The 17449-nt window shown below is 70.8% G+C and carries 17 protein-coding genes; 11 read left to right on the top strand and 6 right to left on the bottom strand.

The genetic code is table 11. The annotated features are described in order from the left end of the window. The first annotated feature begins 130 nt into the window (after window positions 1–130). The 4 genes from QP119_RS00300 (at window position 131) to QP119_RS00315 (ending at window position 3322) form a co-directional block, all read left to right on the top strand. Window positions 131–424: a hypothetical protein gene (locus QP119_RS00300; protein ID WP_284773050.1), complete on the top strand. Its 294-nt coding sequence runs from the start codon at window positions 131–133 to the stop codon at window positions 422–424. 325 nt (window positions 425–749) lie between these two features. Next, window positions 750–1865 carry a 3-deoxy-7-phosphoheptulonate synthase gene (locus tag QP119_RS00305; protein ID WP_284772866.1) on the top strand — a complete coding sequence of 372 codons (1116 nt, stop codon included), beginning with the start codon at window positions 750–752 and terminating at the stop codon, window positions 1863–1865. Window positions 1866–1876: 11 nt separating this feature from the next. After that, the gene (locus QP119_RS00310) at window positions 1877–2650 is read left to right on the top strand and encodes an isoprenyl transferase (protein ID WP_284772867.1); all 774 of its coding nucleotides are present in this window, start codon (window positions 1877–1879) and stop codon (window positions 2648–2650) included. Between the two features lie 144 nt (window positions 2651–2794). Beyond that, on the top strand, window positions 2795–3322 hold the full coding sequence (locus QP119_RS00315) for a flavodoxin domain-containing protein (RefSeq protein WP_284772868.1): 528 nt from the start codon (window positions 2795–2797) through the stop codon (window positions 3320–3322). An 84-nt stretch (window positions 3323–3406) separates the two neighbouring features. Here the strand turns inward: QP119_RS00315 and coaA are convergent, their stop codons facing one another. Further along, a complete protein-coding gene (gene coaA, locus QP119_RS00320; RefSeq protein WP_284772869.1) occupies window positions 3407–4333 on the bottom strand; it encodes a type I pantothenate kinase in 927 nt (308 codons plus the stop codon). A gap of 107 nt (window positions 4334–4440) precedes the next feature. Here coaA and glyA point away from each other — a divergent pair, with 107 nt between their 5' ends. Then, a complete protein-coding gene (gene glyA / locus QP119_RS00325) occupies window positions 4441–5733 on the top strand; it encodes a serine hydroxymethyltransferase (protein WP_284772870.1) in 1293 nt (430 codons plus the stop codon). 104 nt (window positions 5734–5837) lie between these two features. Next, complete coding sequence (locus QP119_RS00330) at window positions 5838–7079, top strand: alpha-amylase family protein (protein ID WP_284772871.1); 1242 nt, start codon at window positions 5838–5840, stop codon at window positions 7077–7079. A gap of 19 nt (window positions 7080–7098) precedes the next feature. Here the strand turns inward: QP119_RS00330 and QP119_RS00335 are convergent, their stop codons facing one another. After that, on the bottom strand, window positions 7099–7509 hold the full coding sequence (locus tag QP119_RS00335) for a DUF5997 family protein (RefSeq protein ID WP_284772872.1): 411 nt from the start codon (window positions 7507–7509) through the stop codon (window positions 7099–7101). A gap of 24 nt (window positions 7510–7533) precedes the next feature. On the opposite strand from QP119_RS00335, the gene QP119_RS00340 reads away from it, so the two are divergent. The 4 genes from QP119_RS00340 to QP119_RS00355 all read left to right on the top strand — a co-directional run bounded on the left by QP119_RS00340 (window position 7534) and on the right by QP119_RS00355 (window position 11301). Further along, window positions 7534–8343, top strand: coding sequence for a LysR family transcriptional regulator (locus QP119_RS00340; protein ID WP_284772873.1), 810 nt, complete (start codon window positions 7534–7536; stop codon window positions 8341–8343). Window positions 8344–8481: 138 nt separating this feature from the next. Beyond that, window positions 8482–9072, top strand: coding sequence for an LGFP repeat-containing protein (locus tag QP119_RS00345; RefSeq protein WP_284772874.1), 591 nt, complete (start codon window positions 8482–8484; stop codon window positions 9070–9072). Between the two features lie 237 nt (window positions 9073–9309). Continuing rightward, window positions 9310–10686 carry a PhoH family protein gene (locus QP119_RS00350; protein ID WP_284772875.1) on the top strand — a complete coding sequence of 459 codons (1377 nt, stop codon included), beginning with the start codon at window positions 9310–9312 and terminating at the stop codon, window positions 10684–10686. A 63-nt stretch (window positions 10687–10749) separates the two neighbouring features. After that, window positions 10750–11301, top strand: a complete 552-nt coding sequence (locus QP119_RS00355) for a GNAT family N-acetyltransferase (RefSeq protein WP_284772876.1) — start codon at window positions 10750–10752, stop codon at window positions 11299–11301. A gap of 144 nt (window positions 11302–11445) precedes the next feature. Here QP119_RS00355 and QP119_RS00360 read toward each other — a convergent pair whose 3' ends face one another. The 4 genes from QP119_RS00360 to glpX form a co-directional block, all read right to left on the bottom strand. Beyond that, entirely contained in the window at window positions 11446–13032 is a 1587-nt protein-coding gene (locus tag QP119_RS00360; RefSeq protein ID WP_284773052.1) for an MDR family MFS transporter, read from the bottom strand. A 46-nt stretch (window positions 13033–13078) separates the two neighbouring features. Further along, window positions 13079–13816: a TetR family transcriptional regulator gene (locus tag QP119_RS00365; RefSeq protein ID WP_284772877.1), complete on the bottom strand. Its 738-nt coding sequence runs from the start codon at window positions 13814–13816 to the stop codon at window positions 13079–13081. 165 nt (window positions 13817–13981) lie between these two features. Next, window positions 13982–15385 (bottom strand): class II fumarate hydratase, encoded by a 1404-nt coding sequence (locus tag QP119_RS00370; protein ID WP_284772878.1) that lies wholly within the window; start codon window positions 15383–15385, stop codon window positions 13982–13984. Window positions 15386–15532: 147 nt separating this feature from the next. Then, on the bottom strand, window positions 15533–16564 hold the full coding sequence (glpX, locus tag QP119_RS00375; protein ID WP_284772879.1) for a class II fructose-bisphosphatase: 1032 nt from the start codon (window positions 16562–16564) through the stop codon (window positions 15533–15535). A 238-nt stretch (window positions 16565–16802) separates the two neighbouring features. Here glpX and QP119_RS00380 point away from each other — a divergent pair, with 238 nt between their 5' ends. Next, window positions 16803–17447, top strand: a complete 645-nt coding sequence (locus QP119_RS00380) for a DUF4245 domain-containing protein (protein ID WP_284772880.1) — start codon at window positions 16803–16805, stop codon at window positions 17445–17447. Window positions 17448–17449 lie beyond the last annotated feature (2 nt).

A 17449-nucleotide genomic window follows, 5' to 3' on the forward strand; every position in this document is an offset into this window, starting at 1 on the left:
GGAGACTAACCTGGAATGAAACCGGGCGCATGTGCGCCCGCCCGGAGACTGACCCGGGGACCGACTAGAGGAAAGGCGGATGACGCCCGTGACCGGATTTGCTGCCGCTGCCCCGGCGTTCAACGCCGCGCTGGCCGGCGCCCGCGCAGACTTCGGCTACCTGATCGTGCTCGCCCAGCAGGAGAAGGGGGGACCGCTCGGCCCGGAGTTCGGCAAGGCGTCCCCGGTCGGCCTGCTGGTCATCGTGGCCCTGCTGGCCGCGGTGCTCTTCATCGGCTGGCGTTTCTACCGCCGCTACTCCCGGATGAACCGCCGCATGATGTTCGCCGAGCGCCACGGCATCGACCCCTTCGACGAGAAGGCGATCGACGAGGCGATGGCCGAGGCCGGTGTGCTCGACCGGTCGAAGAAACGCTGGCTGTAGGCTTCGCGCCCCTCGGCGCGCTGCCGCGCCGGCGCGCGGCCCCGCGGGATTCCCGCCCGAAAACGCCCCCGGCCGCCCGGCCGGTGTGCTAGCGTCGGGCCCATGACGCAGACCAGGCGATTTTATTTCGGCGAGGCTCCAGGAGTGAGCCGCGCCGCAGCGTCGGCGCCCACCCCCTGATAAGGCGCAGCCCTGGAGCAGCAGCACTTCCGCCACCCGGCGGGAGGGCTGCTTTTTTGTGTCCTGACCCCCTTTCCACCCCGCCACCGCCCGTACCGCGCGAACCACAGAATCCGCGCGGGTCTCACGAACCAGGAGCCACCCCATGAGCAGCCCGGTCTCCCTCGACCACCCGGCATCGACGACCAACCGCCGCGTGCTGGCCTTCCACTCCCTGCCCAGCCCCGCCAAGATCCAGTCCGAGCACCCGCTCGGCGCTCGCGCCCAGGCGCAGGTGGAGCGCGACCGCCAGGAGATCGCGGACGCCTTCGCCGGGGAGGACGACCGCCTGACCGTGATCGTGGGCCCGTGCTCGATCCACGACCCGGTCGCCGCGCTCGACTACGCCAACCGGCTCAGCCCCCTGGCCGCGCGGCTGTCCGACGAGCTGAAGATCGTCATGCGCGTCTACTTCGAGAAGCCGCGCACCACCGTCGGCTGGAAGGGCCTGATCAACGACCCGGACCTCAACGGCACCTTCGACATCCCGCGCGGGGTGCGCCTGGCCCGCCAGGTCCTCACCGAAGTCGTCACCCTGGGCCTGCCGGCCGCCTGCGAGTTTCTCGAGCCCAACAGCCCGCAGTACTACTCGGACGCGGTCGCCTGGGGCGCCATCGGCGCGCGCACCACCGAGAGCCAGGTGCACCGCCAGCTGGCCAGCGGCATGTCGATGCCCATCGGCTTCAAGAACGGCACCGACGGCAACGTCCAGGTCGCCGTCGACGCGGTGGCCGCCGCCGCGCAGCCGCACACCTTCTTCGGCACCTCCGACGACGGGGAGCTCGCCGTCGTCGAGACCGCCGGCAACAACCACTGCCACATCATCCTGCGCGGCGGCACCGGCGGGCCGAACCACGACGCCGGCGCCGTCGACCGCGCCCTGCAGCGGCTCTCCGACGAGCGGCCGAAGCGGCTGATGATCGACGCCTCGCACGCCAACTCCGGCAAGGATCACGTCCGCCAGGCCGACGTGGTGCGCGACATCGCCGCCCAGGTCACCGCGGGCGGGACCCACGGCTCGGCGATCGCCGGGATCATGATGGAGTCCTTCCTGGTCCCCGGCGCCCAGAAGATCGACCCGGCGCGGCTGAAGGCCAACGGGGGAGAGGGCCTGGTCTACGGCCAGTCGGTCACCGACGCCTGCATGGGCATGGACGTCACCGTCGACCTCCTCGGCGAGCTGGCCGCGGCGGTGCGCGCCCGTCGGGCGGCGCGCGACTAGACTCGGATGGCGTGAACTTCTCCCCGCGCAGGCTGCTCTACCCCCTCTACGAGCGCCGTCTCGAGCGCGAGCTCAAGGGGCTGCCGCAGCCCCGGCACGTCGCCGTGATGTGCGACGGCAACCGCCGCTGGGCCCGGGAGGCCGGCTTCGACGACGTCAGCCACGGCCACCGCGTCGGGGCGAAGAAGATCGGCGAGATGGTGCGCTGGTGCGTCGACACGCAGGTCGAGATCATCACGGTCTACCTGCTGAGCACCGAGAACCTGCGCCGCGAGCCCGAAGAGCTCACGATGCTCTACGACATCATCGCCGAGGTCGTCGCCGAGCTCGCCCAGAAGGAGAACAACTGCCGGCTGCGCCTCGTCGGCCACCTGGACCTGCTGCCCGAGGCGATCTCGCGCCGGCTCAGCGACGCCGCCGCCGAGACCGAGGGCAACGACGGGGTGACCGTCAACGTCGCCGTCGGCTACGGCGGGCGCCAGGAGATCGTCGACGCCGTGCACGCGCTCATCGACGAGGAGGTCGCCGCCGGCACCCCGGCCGAGGAGCTGGCGGGCAAGGTCTCCGTCGAGTCGATCTCGCACCACCTCTACACCCGCGGCCAGCCGGACCCGGACCTGGTCATCCGCACCTCCGGCGAGCAGCGCCTCTCCGGCTTCCTGCTCTGGCAGGCCGCCTACTCGGAGATCTGGTTCACCGACACCTACTGGCCGGCCTTCCGCCGCATCGACTTCCTGCGCGCCCTGCGCGAGTACTCCAAGCGCTCGCGCCGCTTCGGCCGCTGACACCGGCCGCGCCGCCGCACCGGCCCCGCGCCGCTGCCCACGGACCCACCGGTAGCCTGGGCCTTGACCGTCGCCCCGCCCGCGGGGCCGGCCTCCCGTCCGATCTCTCCGCACCCGTCGCCCTCCAGGAGCGCTGATTCACCCATGCCCGCAGCCGACGTCTTCTTCACCACCACCTACGGCTCCACCCGCCGCTACGCCGAGGAGCTCGCCGCCCGCCTGGGCACCGTCGCCCGCCCGCTCGACGAGGCCCGCGCGGCCGACCTGAGCGCCTCGCAGGCCCCGCTGGTCATCGCCTCGCCGACCTTCGGGCCCCAGGTCGAGGCCGCCGACTTCCTCGCCGACGCCGAGATCGGCACCCGCCCGGCCGCCGCGGTGGCCGTGGGCATGTCGCTGCCCGCCTCCGCCCGTGAGCGCGACCAGATGGCCGGCAAGCTGCGCGACCGGCCCGGCATCGCCCGCTTCTACCTGCCGGGCAAGCTGTTCTACTCCGAGATCAGCCGCGCCCACCGCGCGGTGATGTGGGGCGTGATCCGCGCGCTGAAGGCCAAGCCGCGCAAGTCCGACAACGACCGCGCGATGATCGCCGCCTACGACCGCGACGTCGACCAGGTCGACTTCTCCGAGCTCGACCCCATCGAGGCGTGGGTGTGCGCCAACGCCACGCACTGACGGGGAGATTGACGACGCCGCGCCCCGACGCTTCGCGGTTCCCCGCGGCGTGGGCGCGGCCACGGCTTTCCGGGCCGTAGAGCCTTAGAGCTTGCGCAGGCGCACCCGGGTGACCTGGTGGTCGTCGCCCTTGCGCAGCACCAGGGAGGCGCGCACCCGGGTCGGCAGGATGTTCTCGACCAGGTTGGGCAGGTTGATCGACTGCCAGATCTCGCGGGCCTCGGCGACGGCCTCGGCGTCGGGCAGGCCCGCGAAGTGGCGGAAGTGCGCGCCGGGCTTGGTGAACTCGGTGGAGCGCAGCGCGAGGAATCGCTTGATGTACCACTCCTCGATGGTGGCCGTGGGCGCGTCGACGTAGACGGAGAAGTCGAAGAGGTCGGAGACCATCAGCGTCGGGCCCGTCTGCAGCACGTTGAGTCCCTCGAGGATGAGGATGTCCGGGCGGCGCACCGTCTGCACCTCGTCGGGCACCCGGTCGTAGAGGCGGTGGGAGTAGACGGGCGCCTCGACGGCGGGCATGCCGGACTTGACGTCGGTGACGAAGCGTAAGAGCGCGCGCCGGTCGTAGGACTCGGGGAAGCCCTTGCGGTTCATCATCCGGCGCCGGCGCAGTTCGGCGGCCGGCCACAGGAAGCCGTCGGTGGTCACCAGGTCGACCCGCGGGTGGGAGTCCCAGCGCTGCAGCAGGACCTGCAGCAGGCGGGCGGTGGTGGACTTTCCCACGGCCACGGAGCCGGCGACCCCGATGATGAAGGGCACGTGCTGGGCCTCGGCGCCGAGGAACTCGTCGGTGGCGGCGGTCAGGCGCTGGCGGGCGGCGACCTGCAGGTGGATCAGACGGCTCAGCGGCAGGTAGACCTCGGCGACCTCGCGCAGGTCGATGTTCTCGCCGATGCCGCGCAGGGAGGCGACCTCCTCCTCGGTGAGCACCTGCGGCATGGCACGACGCAGCTTCCGCCACTGTTCCCGGTCGAAGTCCAGGTAGGGACTGATGACGTTGCTGCGCGACATGGCCTACATCTTGCCAGGGAGGGTGCGGGTGGGTCGTCGCGGGGCGGGTCTAGACTGTGAACCGTCGCACTTGACCGTAGACAGGAACGAAAGGCCCGTCAGCCCCCATGACCGAAGACACCCGCCTGCAGCCGCTCTCGACGCTGGACCCCGACGTCGACGCCGCGATCCGCGCCGAGCTCAACCGCCAGCGCACCACCCTGGAGATGATCGCCTCCGAGAACTTCGTGCCCCGCGCCGTCCTGCAGGCGCAGGGCTCGGTGCTGACCAACAAGTACGCCGAGGGCTACCCCGGGCGCCGCTACTACGGCGGCTGCGAGCACGTCGACGTCATTGAGGACCTGGCGCGCGAGCGCGCGAAGTCCCTCTTCGACGCCGACTTCGCCAACGTCCAGCCGCACTCGGGCGCCCAGGCCAACGCCGCGGTGCTGCACGCCGCGGCCCGCGCCGGCGACACGATCATGGGTCTCTCGCTGGCCCACGGCGGCCACCTGACCCACGGCATGAAGATCAACTTCTCCGGCCGCCTCTACAACGTCGTCGCCTACGAGGTCGACCCGGAGACCATGCGCATCGACATGGACAAGGTCCGCGAGCTGGCCCTCGAGCACCGCCCGAAGGTCATCATCGCCGGCTGGTCCGCCTACCCGCGCACCCTCGACTTCGCGGCCTTCCGCTCCATCGCCGACGAGGTCGGTGCCGTGCTGTGGACCGACATGGCCCACTTCGCCGGCCTGGTCGCCGCCGGGCTGCACCCCTCGCCGGTGCCGCACTCGGACATCGTCTCGACCACCGTGCACAAGACCCTGGGCGGCCCGCGCTCCGGCATGATCCTGACCAAGCAGAACTGGGCCAAGAAGATCAACTCCGCGGTCTTCCCCGGCCAGCAGGGCGGCCCCCTGATGCACGTGGTGGCCGCGAAGGCCATCGCGCTCAAGATCGCCGCCACCGAGGAGTTCAAGGCCCGCCAGGAGCGCACCCTCGAGGGCGCGCGCATCCTCGCCGAGCGACTGACCGGCGAGGACTGCCGCGCCGCCGGCGTCGACGTGCTCACCGGCGGCACCGACGTGCACCTGGTGCTCGCGGACCTGCGCGAGTCCAAGCTCGACGGCCAGCAGGCCGAGGACCTCCTGCACCAGGTCGGCATCACCGTCAACCGCAATGCCGTGCCCTTCGACCCGCGTCCGCCGGCAGTCTCCTCCGGCCTGCGCATCGGCACCCCGGCGCTGGCCACCCGCGGCCTGGACACCAAGGCCTTCGAGGAGGTCGCCGACATCATCGGCACCGCCCTGGCCGCAGGCGAGAACGCCGACGTCGAGGCCCTGCGCGCCCGCGTGGCCAAGATCGCCGAGGACTACCCGCTCTACGATGGGTGGGAGAACTGGAAATTCAGCGACTAGAGGCCGCCTGAGTCGCCCCGGGAACCGGGGCGGCACCCGCAACGGGGCGGCACCCGCCCAGGGTGCACCGCGCGGCGTCGCCAAGCGGAAACGGAGAGCAGACCGTGAACCTCGACTACGCCATCTGGTGGCACGTCTACCCCCTCGGCGCCTGCGGGGCACCCGTGCGCGACCGGGACGGCGACGACGCCGCGCCGCGGCTGCGCCGCCTGGAGCCCTGGCTCGACTACGTCGTCCGGCTGGGCTGCAACGGGCTCTTGCTCGGCCCGATCTTCGAGTCCGTCGCGCACGGCTACGACACGCTTGACCACTACCGCATCGACCGGCGCCTCGGCGACGAGGAGGACTTCCGCCGGCTCATCGAGGCCGCCCACGCCCGCGGGCTGGACGTGATCCTCGACGGTGTGTTCAACCACGTCGCCGCCACCCATCCCTTTGTGGACGGGGGCGGTCCCGTGCGCCGCGACGCCGGGGGCGACGTCGCCGGCTGGGAGGGCGACGGCACGCTGGCCGAGCTCGACCACTCGGACCCACGCACCGCGGACTTCGTCGTCGACGTCATGCGCCACTGGCTGGACCGGGGGATCTCCGGGTGGCGCCTCGACGTCGCCTACGCGGTGCCCACGCAGTTCTGGGCGGAGGTCATCGACCGGGTGCATCAGACACACCCGGACGCGAAGTTCCTCGGCGAGATGATCCACGGCGACTACGCGGAGTTCGGCCTGGCCTCGCACCTGGACACGGTCACCCAGTACGAGCTGTGGAAGGCCGTGTGGAGCTCGCTGAAGGACGCGAACTTCTTCGAGCTGGCCCACGCGCTGGGCCGCCACCACGACTTCTCCGCGAAGCTGCTCATGCAGACCTTCGTGGGCAACCACGACGTCGACCGCATCGCCGGCACCGTCGGCGACGCCGGCGCGGTGCTCGCCGCCACCGTTCTGTTCACCGTGCCCGGGCTGCCGAGCGTCTACTACGGCGACGAGCAGGCCTTCCGCGGCGCGAAAGGGGAGGGCTGGGGCGCCGACGACGCGCTGCGCCCGCCGCTGCCCGGCACCCCGGAGGAGCTCTCGGGGCTCGGCCGCTGGCTCTACCCGGTCTACGAGGCGCTCATCGCGCTGCGCCGGCGCCACCCGTGGCTGACCCGCGGCGAGATCGAGGTCGTCGACACGGAGAACACGCGCCTGGTCTACCGGGTCACCGGTGCAGCCGACGGCGCGGAGCACCGCGCGGACGTGGAGCTGACGGTCTCCGGGCCGGTGCCCGAAGACGCGGACGCGCCGTACCCGGAGGGCACGGCGCGCGTCACCGTCGACGGTGAGGTGGAGTTCGCCTGGCCGCGGCGCTAGGCGCGGCCAGGCGGCGGGGTCAGTCCTCGTCTTCGGCCGGGGCCTCGGCGTCGTCCGCCGGGGCCTCTTCCTTGGCCTCGCCCTCGCCGCGGGCGGCCTCGCGCTCGGCGCGCAGCCACTCGGGCTGGTCGGCGAGCAGCGCCTCGATCTCGGCGGTGGTCAGGGGTCCGGCGGAGTCGTGCCGCTTCAGCGCGGCGATGGTCACGCCCAGCTTGGCGGCGACCACGGGCCGCGGGTGCGGGCCCTTCTCGCGCAGCTCGGTCAGCCACTGCGGCGGGTTGTGCTGCAGTTCGCGCAGCTCCGCGTGGGTGACGGCGTTGTCCTGGAACTCCTGGGGGGTTGCGGGCAGGTAGACGCCGAGCTTGCGCGCGGCGGTCTGCGGCTTCATCGCCCGGCCTGAGGGGCGGCGTCCGGCCAGTTCTTCGCTCATGGGCCTCACGGTAGCATTACCGCCATGTTGACCTTGAGTTTCGCCACCGGTTGCGAGCCCGGCAAGTGGCTGCGCCGCTACCGGCAGACCACCGCGCACGGGGGAGTGGAGGCCGCCGCCTCCGACGACCCCGTCGCCGAGGTGCTCGACGGCCGGGTCACCCTCGCGCTGGTGCGGCTGCCCGACCCGCGTGTCGAGGCCGCGCTCGAGAGCCTGCACAAGGTCGAGCTCTACGACGAGGCCCCGGGCGTGGCGGTGCCCAAGGACAGCGTCTTCGCCGAGCTCGGCGAGGAGGTGTGCCCCGCCGATCTCGAGGGCGAGACCGTGCACTACCGGCCCGCCGCCGACGGCACCGTCGACATCGCCCAGGTGCGCACCATGCTGCCCGTCGTCGGCGCGAACGTTGGCGTGGTGCTCGCGCCGCGCCCGGTGCTCAAGGTCCTGGCCAAGCGCCAGGTGGTTCCGTTGACGCTTGCCGACGCCGCGCAGGCCGGCGTGGTGCCTACCCGCGTGGCGTTGGTGTGGCGACGTGAGGCGGACTCGGACGCGGTGCAGGACTTCGTCGGCGTGGCCAAGGGACGCACGGGCAACTCGACCCGGCGCGCCAACCCGCGCGGCGGGCGGGGGAGCAGCGCGGGCGGCGCCCGGGACGACAAGGCGGGCAAGGGCGCCAAGGCCGGGAAGAAGGGCACCAAGGCCGGGAAGGCCGGTAAGGGCGGAAATGACAGGAAGGGCAGGGGCCCCGGGAAGTCCGCCGGGATCGGGGGACGCCCGGGCCGCGGCCGCGGCGGTCGGGGCGGACGTGGCGGGCGCGGGGGCCGCGGGAGGCGCTGAGCGGAGGCACCGCGGGGCGGATGCACGGGCACCCCGCCGGATCACGGGAGTGTCACAGTTGTCACCCACGGTGGCACGGGGACGGTCACATGACGCACCATGGAAAAGTACACACTCACTGTAAGAAAGGTCTTCACCATGAACCGTTCCCTCACCCGTCGCGTGCTCGCCGGTGCCGCCGCCGGTGCCCTGGCCCTCGGCCTGGTCGCCTGCTCGGATGACGGCAACGACGGCTCGATCGACGAGACCGTCACCTCCAACGCCGTGACCAGCGAGGCGGACGCCTCCGACTCCTCCGACCCCTCGGAGACCGCCTCCGAGTCGGCCTCCGCCTCCGAGTCGGACAAGGCCGACGGCGAGACCCAGGAGATCGAGACCGCCGGCGGCGAGAAGGTCGCCGTGCCGGGCGCGCTGGCCAAGGCCATCGAGGAGCACGAGTCCGACTTCGGCAAGGTCACCGACGTCGAGGAGGGCGAGAACGGCACCGTCGCCACCTTCGAGAACGACGACCGCATCGTCTACTCTGAGGAGACCGACCCGGTCGAGCTGGTGGGCAAGATCGGCGAGACCTGGGTCGAGGAGGGCGGCCTGGACGCCGAGGTCGGCCTGCCGACCGCCCCGGAGAAGGACGCCTCCGAGGCCACCGGCTGGACCCAGGAGTTCCAGAACGGCACCATCTCCTGGATCGACGAGGGCTCCGGCTTCGGCGCCGACATCCAGCAGAGCTAGGGCTCTGGGCTGAGGGCTGAGCCGAGGCTCACCCGGCCGGATCGCCGGTCCCGCACCACGTCGGTGCGGGACCGTTTTCGTCTCCTGGGGCTGTTGTGACTCGAGGGGAAAAGAGCCATCGGAAGTATCCGGCACAGTCACCGACCGTTCATATCCCAGCAATGTAATTCCCGCATACGGCCCTTAGCCTCGGCGGTGGACAGAGGAAAACCCGGCCTACCGAGGAGACGTCCCGACATGACCAGCCCGATCACGCGCACCGCAGAGCACGCCGAGCGAGAGGAGGAGGGTCGGGTGGCCACACGGACCTACGTCATCGACACCTCCGTCCTCCTCTCCGACCCGCACTGCCTGACCAAGTTCGCCGAGCACGAGGTCGTGCTCCCGCTGGTGGTCATCAGCGAGCTCGAGGACAAGCGTAACCACCCGGACCTCGGCTGGTTCGCCCGCGAGGCGCTGCGCCACCTCGAGGAGCTGCGCGCGACCTACGAGCGCCTCGACCGCCCGGTGCCCGTCAACGTCGAGGGCGGCACGCTCGTCGTCGAGCTCAACCACCAGGACCAGGCCGTCCTGCCCGTCGCCTTCCGCGGCCCCGGCGGCGACCAGCGCATCCTGGCCTGCGCGCTCAACCTGCGCGAGGAGGGCCGCGACGTCACCCTGGTGACCAAGGACGTCCCGCTGCGCGTCAAGGCCGGCGCCGTCGGCCTGCCGGCGGACGAGTACCACGCCCAGGACGTCGTGCTCACCGGCTACTCCGGCATGGCGCGCGTGCACGTGCCCGGCGAGGTCGTCGACGCCCTCTTCGCCGACGGCGAGCTCGACTTCGAGCACCCCGGCCTGGCCGACGTGGTCACCGACGACGGCGAGAACCTCGAGGACCTGCCCGTGCACTGCGGCGTGCAGTTCTCCGCGCTCTCCCAGTCGGCCCTCGGCCGGGTGACCGCCACCGGCGTGCGGCTGGTGCGCGGCGACGCCCAGGCCTTCGGCCTGACCGGCCGCTCCGCCGAGCAGCGCATCGCCCTCGACCTGCTCAACGACCCGGAGATCGGCATCGTCTCCATCGGCGGGCGCGCCGGCACCGGCAAGTCCGCGCTGGCCCTGTGCGCCGGCCTCGAGGCCGTCCTCGAGCGCGGCGAGCACCGCCGCATCATCGTCTTCCGCCCGCTCTACGCCGTCGGCGGGCAGACCCTGGGCTACCTGCCCGGCAGCGAGGACGAGAAGATGAACCCCTGGGCCCAGGCCGTGCACGACACGCTGTCCAGTCTCGTCTCCCAGAACGTCCTCGACGAGATCGAGGACCGCGGCCTGCTCGAGGTGCTGCCCCTGACCCACATCCGAGGCCGCAGCCTGCACGACGCCTTCGTCATCGTCGACGAGGCGCAGTCGCTGGAGCGCAACGTCTTGCTGACGGTCCTGTCCCGTCTGGGCGCGCGCTCGAGGGTCGTGCTCACCCACGACGTCGCCCAGCGCGACAACCTGCGCGTCGGCCGTCACGACGGCGTGCAGGCCGTCATCGAGAAGCTCAAGGACCACCACCTGTTCGCGCACGTGACGCTGCGCCGCTCCGAGCGCTCCGAGATCGCCGAACTGGTCACCGAGCTGCTCGGCGACTGACCCGGGAAAAGGCGTCCGGCCAACTGGTTGCGCGGCCCGCGCAGAGACAGGAAAATGGTGGGCATGGCAGAAAAGACCTTCACCGTCCGGGACTTCCGCCAGGAAGACTTCCCGCAGGTCCAGGGAATCTACGAGCACGGCCTGAACACCGGGCACGCCTCCTACGAGCGGCGCGCCTGGGACTGGGAGAAATTCAGCACCTCGAAGCTGCTGGAGAGCGTCCAGGTCGCCGTCGACAAGGAGGACGACTCGAAGCTGCTCGGCTGGGTCGCCGCAGCCCCGGTCTCCTCGCGCCGCGTCTTCAGCGGCGTGGTCGAGGACTCCATCTACATCTCCCCGGACGCCCAGGGCCGCGGCGTGGCCAGCGCCCTGCTCGACGCGCTGATCGAGCGCGTCTCCCAGATGGGCAAGTGGGCCATCCACTCCTGGATCTTCCCGGAGAACGAGGGCTCGGCGCGCCTGCACGCCTCCCGCGGCTTCGAGAAGGTGGGCACCTACCACCACCTGGCCAAGATGCCCTACGGCGAGCTCGCCGGCCAGTGGCGCGACACCGACGTCTGGGAGAAGCTGCTGCCCAAGCCCGAGATCCACGTCGACGACCTGCCCGACAGCTGACCTGCCCGACAGCTGACCTGCTCCGCGCCCGACCGGCCGCGGGCCTCACACAAGTCACAGGAAAGCGCCCGCCCCCTGCACCAGGGGACGGGCGCTTTTGCGCGCTCGCGCACGCCGCGCGGCGTCGGCAATCTCAACGCCGGATCAGGAGATGGTCTCCTTGAGGGTGTCGGCGCGGATGCCGATCAGGATCAGCCCGCAGACCAGGGCGATGGGGGCGAGCAGCAGGAAGATCGGGGTCAGCGCGTCGTTGTAGCTGGACTCGATGGCGATCATGATCGGCTCGGGAAGCGAGTTGACCAGGTCCGGGGTCAGCCGCGCGCTGTCGATCTGCGGCAGCTGGCCGCCGGCGGCCGCGCCCGCCTGGCCCATCGAGGCCATGGCCTCGGGGATGCGCTCGGCGAGCAGGTCCTTCAGCTTGTCCACGAACAGGCCGCCGACCAGGGCCGCGCCGACCGAGCCGCCGATCTGGCGGAAGAAGTTGTTCGCGGCGGTGACGGTGCCGACCTCGCGGACGGCGAAGGAGTTCTGCACGATGAGCACCAGCACCTGCATGGCGCAGCCGATGCCGAAGCCGAAGACGAAGATGCGCAGGCCCACGCCGGTCAGGCTGGTCTCGCGGTCCAGGCGCGACATCAGGACCAGCCCGGCGGTGACGATGAACATGCCCACGATCGGGAAGACCTTGTAGTTGCCGGTGCGCGAGACCAGGCCGCCGACGGCGATCGAGGTGCCCATGACACCGACCATCATCCAGATCAGCATCAGCCCGGCCGCGGTCGGGGACAGGCCGTGGACCATCTGCAGGTAGGTGGGGAAGTAGGCCAGCGAGCCGAACATGAAGACGCCGATGCCGAAGCCGGCGACGGTGGTCAGCACGAAGTTGCGGTTGGCGAACAGCCGCATCGGCACCAGCGGGTCCTCCGCGCGCAGCTCGACGAAGACGAAGAGCGCGCCGACGACGACGAAGGTCACGATCAGCCCGATGATCACCGGATCCGACCACTCGTACTCGTTGCCGCCCCAGGTGGTCACGAGCACCAGGGCCGCGGTGGCGATCGCCATGGTCGCGGTGCCCGCCCAGTCGAGGTTGAGGCGGCGCTCGCGCTCGGGCAGGCGCAGCAGGAAGGCGACCGCCACGATCGAGACCAGACCCAGCGGGACGTTGAGCCACAGGCCCCAGCGCCAGCCGGGGCCGTCGGTGAACCAGCCGCCGAGCACCGGGCCGAGCACCGAGGAGACGGCGAAGGCCGAGCCCATGATGCCCATGTACTTGCCGCGCTCGCGAGGGGTGGTCACCTCGGCCGTGATGGCCTGCGAGAGGATCATCATGCCGCCGCCGGAGATGCCCTGCAGCACGCGGGCGACGATGAGCACGGCCATCGAGTTGGCGAACCCGCCGAGCAGGGAACCGAGGACGAACAGGGCGTTGGCGAAGACAAACAGGCCCTTGCGCCCGATCTGGTCGCCCAGCTTGCCGAAGATCGGCAGCGAGATGGTCTGGCCGAGCAGGAAGCCGGTGATCACCCAGCTCATGTGCTCCACGCCGCCGAGCTCGCCGACGATGGTCGGCAGGGCGGTGGAGAAGATCATCTGGCCCAGCGAGCTCATCAGCATGGAGAGCATCAGCGAGGCGATGATCCAGGGCAGCAGGCGGCGGGTCTCGGCGGGGATGCCGGAGGGGTGCGTGGCCTCGGGGGTGGTGGACGTGGCGGCGGCGGTGTCGGGCATGCGGTCGCCGGCGTCGTGCTTGGCGACGGTCGCGGTATCGGCTGGGTCAGTGGTGCTCACCGGTGGCCTCCTTTCGGGTCTCGGGGGAAGTGTTCTGGTTGTTCTGTGTGGCCGGGTCGGGCGCGGCGTCGGGGCCGGGGCGCAGCGAGAGACGCAGCAGGTTGCGCAGCGCCTCGCGGCAGGTGGGCTTGAGGTCCTCGAGCACGCTGTCCGGCTGCCGGATCCAGGCGTGCATGCCGACTCGGAGCGCGGTGCCGCACAGCGCCACCGCGTACAGCGCCTCCTGCTCGACCGGCATGTCGGGGGCCGAACGGGCCCCGGGGTGACGCTCGAGGAAGGCCGTCATGATCCCCGCGTAGGCGGAGTACAGTTCCGGGTCCCGGTAGTACCTCTGGATCACCGAGCCCGGGGCCTGACGGTTGAGGATCTTGCGGCGCTTGATCACCTGCAGGCTGGGGGCGCGTCCCTTGGGGGCGGCCGCCAGCACCGAGCAGTCGAAGTAGAAGTACAGCAGGTCGACCAGTGGCTCGGCGTGCTCCGCCTCGATGAAGGCGGTGCCCGCGTCCTCGGAGGGCGGCTCGAGCGGCAGCCCGTAGACGGCCGTCTCCTTGGAGTCGACGTAGTTGAAGAAGGTGCGACGGGCGATGCCGGCGACCTCGCAGATCTCGTCGACCGTGACGCAGTCGAAGCCGCGCTCGAGGACGAGCGCGGTCGCCGCGTCCTCGATCGCGTCGAAGGTCGCCCGCCGCTTCGTCTCGCGCAGGCTCAGGTTCTCATCGGTCACGGCGGACCAACTTAGTGCTATCAGTGCACTGGGTGCAAGTATGCACGCGGTGCATGTTTACGGTGCAGGTCAGAGGCTGTGCATCGCGCACAGAGAGACCCGTCCCGGCCGCGGGTGCGGTCGGGACGGGTCCGGTCGTGCTCTGTGCCGCTCAGCGGCGGGGGATCACTCGTCGCGGTCGGTGTTGCACATGCTCAGCACGTCGAGGCGCCTGTCCAGCTCCTCCTCGGTGAGGTTCTCGCCGTCGACGAAGCCGAGGTCGATGACGGCCTGGCGCACGGTGATCTTCTCGTGCAGGGCGTGCTTGGCGGCCTTGGCGGCGTTCTCGTAGCCGATCGCCGAGTTCAGCGGGGTGACGATCGAGGTCGAGGACTCCGCGAAGTGACGCATGCGCTCCACGTTCGGCTCGATGCCGTCGACGCAGTTCTCCGCGAAGATGCGGGCGACGTTGGACAGCAGGCGGGCGGACTCGAGCACGTTGCGCGCCATCATCGGGATGAAGACGTTGAGCTCGAAGTGGCCCTGGGAGCCACCGAAGGCGACGGCGGCGTCGTTGCCGATGACCTGGGCGGCGACCTGGGTGGCCGACTCGCACAGCACCGGGTTGACCTTGCCCGGCATGATCGAGGAGCCCGGCTGCAGGTCCTTGAGGTGGATCTCGGCCAGGCCGGTCAGCGGGCCGGAGCCCATCAGGCGGATGTCGTTGGCGATCTTGTTCAGGGAGACCGCGATGGTGCGCATCGCGCCGGAGTACTCGACCAGGGCGTCACGGGCGGCCTGCGCCTCGAAGTGGTTGCGGGCCTCGCGCAGCTGCTCCAGGCCGGTGAGCTTCTTGAGCTCCTCGGTGACCTTCGCGCCGAAGTCGGCGGAGGTGTTCAGGCCGGTGCCGGTGGCGGTGCCGCCGATGGCCAGCTCACCCAGGCGCGGCAGGGTGGCCTCGACGCGCTCGATGCCGGCGGCGATCTGGTGGGCGTAGCCGCTGAACTCCTGGCCCAGGGTGACCGGGGTGGCGTCCATGAGGTGGGTGCGACCGGACTTGACGATCTCCTCCCACTCGTGGGCCTTCTTGTCCAGGGAGTCGTGCAGGACCTTCAGAGCCGGGATCAGGTGGTTGACGGCCGACTCGGTCGCGGCGACGTGGGTCGCGGTCGGGAAGGTGTCGTTGGAGGACTGACCCATGTTGACGTGGTCGTTCGGGTGGATCTCGACGCCGTTGTTGTGCGCGATCGACGCGATGACCTCGTTGGTGTTCATGTTCGACGAGGTGCCCGAACCGGTCTGGAAGACGTCGATGGGGAACTGGTCGTCGTGCTCGTTGCCGGCGATCTCGCGGGCGGCGGCGATGATCGCGTCGGCCTTCTCGGCGTCCAGGGCGCCGGAGGCCTTGTTGACCTCGGCGCAGGCGGCCTTCAGCAGGCCGAGCGCGCGGATCTGGGTCGCCTCGAGGCCGCGGCCCGAGACCGGGAAGTTCTGCACCGCGCGCTGGGTCTGCGCACGCCACAGAGCGTCGACGGGCACCTTGACCTCACCCATCGTGTCGTGCTCGATGCGGTATTCCTGATCTGCCATGACTGTCTCAACCACTTTCATCTGCTGGTGTTAGTTAAGTATGTGGTCCGGTGCGCTCACCGACGGGGGAGCGCCGGGCGTGGCACCGGGTCCGACGCGGGGCCTATAGCCCCGGTGTCGGACCCGGGATCCAGTGTGCCCGAAAACTCAGGCGTTCGGGTCGGAGTAGTCGACCACGGCGTACTCCTGCAGCTTCTTGAGCAGGTGACGCGACTCGACGTAGCGCACCGTGCCGGACTTGGAGCGCATGACCACCGAACGGGTGGTGGCGCCGGCGTTGCGGTAGGTCACGCCGCGCAGCATGTCGCCGTTGGTCACGCCGGTGGCGGCGAAGTAGCAGTTGTCGGAGGTGACCAGGTCGTTGGTGGTCAGCACGCGGCCCAGGTCGTGGCCGGCGTTGCGGGCCTTGGCGGCCTCCTCGTCGTTGCGCGGGGCCAGGATGCCCTGGATCTCGCCGCCCATCGACTTCATGGCGCAGGCGGTGATGATGCCCTCCGGGGTACCGCCGGTGCCCATGCAGATGTCGACCGAGTTGAAGGTCGTGTCCTGGGCGGCGGCGACGGAACCGGCGACGTCGCCGTCGGAGATCAGACGCACCTTGGCGCCGGCGCGGCGGATCTCGGCGATGAGGTCCTTGTGGCGCGGGCGGTCCAGCACGACGACGTTGACCTCGGAGGGGCGGATGCCCTTGGCCTTGGCCACGGCGTTGATGTTGTGCGCGACCGGGGCCTCGATGTCGATGGAGCCGGCGGCCTCCGGGCCCACGGCGATCTTCTTCATGTAGAACACCGCGGACGGGTCGTACATGGTGCCGCGCTCGGCGGCGGCGATCACGGAGATGGCGTTCTGGCGGCCCTCAGCCATCAGGGTCGTGCCGTCGACCGGGTCCACGGCGATGTCGACCTCGGCGCCGAAGCCGGTGCCGACCTCCTCGCCGTTGAACAGCATCGGGGCCTCGTCCTTCTCGCCCTCGCCGATGACGACGACGCCCTTCATGGTCACCGAGTTGATCAGGGCGCGCATCGCGTCGACGGCGGCGCCGTCGCCCTCGTTCTTCATCCCGCGGCCCACCCAGCGGCCCGAGGCCAGCGCGGCCGCCTCGGTGACGCGGACGAGCTCCATGGCGAGGTTGCGGTCGGGGGCCTCGTGGCCCTCAGTGCCGTGCTTTTCGGTGGTCATACTGGCAATTCCTCCTGGGAGACCGGTTCTTGGGTACCACTTATATTGTTGCACTTTCCGGGGCGGAACCGGAGTGACGTGCACCCCTGGAATAGGGCAGTGCCGTGAATGCCACCGTCGGTCGCGCGTGCGTGCTCTCCCACGGGTGCGGTCATACGGAGTCTGTGAGTACTGTCTGCACACACCCCTGAGGTGGGCGGCTGCGGCCGTGTCCCGCGGACATGCGATACTTGGGCACGTGTCGGAGAAACCCAGGATCTTCAACGGAACGCGGGACATGGTCCTCACCCTCGTGGTGATGGGCGTGATCATCGTCCTCGCGGTCGCGCCGACCGGTATGTGCTCCTTCGAGCCGGGCCGCCCCGAGAACGGGCCGGTCCGCGAGGTCGACGCGGGGACCTTCCTGCACATGGAGGCCGCGAGCCTGGGCGTGCCCGTGCGCGACCCCGGCGTCCCCGAGGGCTGGACGCCGAACTCCGCGCGCCGCGGCACCGCCGGCGGCGAGGAGGCCGCCGTGACCGGCTACATCACCGCCGACGAGGGTTACCTGCAGCTGACCCAGACCGGCGCCTCCGAGCAGGACGCCGCCGCCACCGAGGGACGCGAGAAGACCGGCGAGCGCGAGGTCGCGGGCGTCACCGTCTCCGTCTACGCGGCTGACAGCGACGAGGTCCGCGACATCTGGGCGATCGACCTGGGCCAGACCCGCGCGCTGATCAGCGGCGCGGCCCCCGAGCCCGACTGGGAGACGCTCACCGAGGCCGTCGCGAAAGCCCCGGTCATCGACCAGAACCCCGGCGCGGAGACCGGCGGGGGCGCCGCCGACGGGCAGGCCCCGGCCGCCGCGAACACCGAAGCGGGGAGAGCCAGTCCTGACGGGTAGGC

The organism is Corynebacterium frankenforstense (assembly GCF_030211955.1).
Taxonomy (GTDB): Bacteria; Actinomycetota; Actinomycetes; order Mycobacteriales; family Mycobacteriaceae; genus Corynebacterium; species Corynebacterium frankenforstense_A.